This window comes from Novosphingobium sp. B-7, assembly GCF_000410615.1.
Taxonomy (GTDB): domain Bacteria; phylum Pseudomonadota; class Alphaproteobacteria; order Sphingomonadales; family Sphingomonadaceae; genus Novosphingobium; species Novosphingobium capsulatum.
Genome location: NZ_KE148412.1, coordinates 6,622 through 8,188, shown reverse-complemented (window position 1 = coordinate 8,188; position 1,567 = coordinate 6,622). Strand labels below are relative to the sequence as shown.

General features: G+C 66.2%; 2 protein-coding genes and 1 pseudogene. 2 read left to right on the top strand and 1 reads right to left on the bottom strand.

Going from position 1 to position 1,567, the window contains the following annotated elements:
* Together H926_RS0117895 and H926_RS0117890 are read left to right on the top strand one after the other, a co-directional pair.
* Nucleotides 1-406, top strand: a 406-nt coding sequence (locus H926_RS0117895; protein WP_237741087.1) for a hypothetical protein, incomplete at its 5' end; no start/stop codon positions are given.
* An 81-nt stretch (nucleotides 407-487) separates the two neighbouring features.
* Entirely contained in the window at nucleotides 488-1,159 is a 672-nt protein-coding gene (locus tag H926_RS0117890; RefSeq protein ID WP_028658198.1) for a glutathione S-transferase family protein, read from the top strand.
* A gap of 168 nt (nucleotides 1,160-1,327) precedes the next feature.
* On the opposite strand, the pseudogene H926_RS28585 reads toward H926_RS0117890, so the two are convergent.
* Nucleotides 1,328-1,567: pseudogene (locus H926_RS28585) on the bottom strand (complex I NDUFA9 subunit family protein); the annotation flags it as partial.

Sequence of the window (1,567 nt, the reverse complement as noted above, 5' to 3'; positions counted from 1 at the left end):
GCCCGACCCCGCCCCACGCGCGGCCGGCACCACGGCCCGCGCCGAGGCCACGCAAACGGTCGAGAATGAAGGCTTCGTGCCTTTCGATGCCCCGCCCCCGCCCATGTCGGCTCCCGCTGCCAGCCCGGGCCACGCCGCGCCGGACGCGGCCAGCCTGCGCGACGCGACGCATCAGCGCATCGCCGTGGTGCTGGAAGAACTGGCGCTCGAAGTGGAAGACCTCGGCGGGCGCCTGTGTACCGACATGGACGTGGCTGCGCGGCACATGGACGTGCTGCAGGCGATCGACCTGATCGCACAGAAGCAGCGCTCGCTGGCCAGGCTGCTGGAGGCCGATTGCCCGATCACCGCGATCGAGCAGATCGGGCTGGACGTGCTGCGCGACCGCATGCGCATGTTTCATTAGCACGGCTGCGGAGCAAAAATTGCGCCCATGCATTACGGCGGTGCTGGACTTGGGCCATGGCCCTCGTCCATGGAGCATGGCATGTGGCAGCTTTATCAGTTTCCCCTTTGCCCGTTCAGCCGCAAGGTTCGGCTGCTCATGGCGGAAAAGGGCATCCCTTATGAATTGGTTCGCGAAAATCCCTGGGACTATCGCGAGGAATTCCAGAAGCTGAATCCCGCCGTGCGCACCCCGGTGCTGCGCGACGAAGGACGCGGCATCACCCTGGTCGATAGCCGGGCGATCTGCGAATATCTGGAAGAAACCAACGACAAGAACCCGATGATCAACGGCACGGCCACCAACCGCGCCGAGATCCGCCGGCTGGTGGCGCTGTTCGACGAGAACTTCTTTGCCGACGTGACCATGCCCCTGCTCGAAGAGCGGATGAAGAAGCGGCTGGTCTATCGCCAGTCACCCGATTCGCGCATGCTGCGCGAGGCGCTGCGCCTGGCGCACGATCACCTCTATTACATCGACCACCTGATCGATAATCGCCCCTGGCTGGCCGGATCGACCATGAGCCTGGCTGACCTGGCCGCCGCAGCGCAGCTATCGGTGGCCGATTACCTCGGCGGGATCGACTGGAATGGCCACGAGCAGGCGCGCGACTGGTATGCCGTGTTCAAGAGCCGGCCCAGCTTTCGCCCGCTGCTGTCCGAACGGATGGACGTGATCCAGCCGCCGGCCCACTATGCCGATGTGAACGCCTAGGATCTGTAGAGGGCTTCGACAGGCTCAGCCCGAACGGGTCGGAAAAACCTCCACCCCCGTTCGCCCTGAGCCTGTCGAAGGGCCTGTCCTGAGCCTGTCGAAGGGCCTGTCCTGGGCCTGTCGAAGGGCCTGTCCTGAGCCTGTCGAAGGGCCTGCCGAACCCGGGAATTACCCCAGGCTCTTGACGCCAAACCGCCCCGCCTTGCGATAGCGCAGCATCCAGCGATCGAGGAACAGGCCCAGCGGCCGCGCGCGCAGGCCAAGCTCGGCCAGCCCCGGCAGCGTGCCGCTTGCCACGCTACCGGCCTTGAGCAGGGCCAGCTGATCGCGCGACAGCGGGGTGCCCGGCAGGCTGGCAAACAGGCAGGCCATGGCATCGCCCACCGGCACCAGCACGGGCTTGCGCCC

What these genes read in the sequence shown, in the direction of transcription:
- H926_RS0117890 (WP_028658198.1), top strand. Translation starts at nt 488, where the DNA reads ATGTGGCAGCTTTATCAGTTTCCCCTTTGCCCGTTCAGCCGCAAGGTT.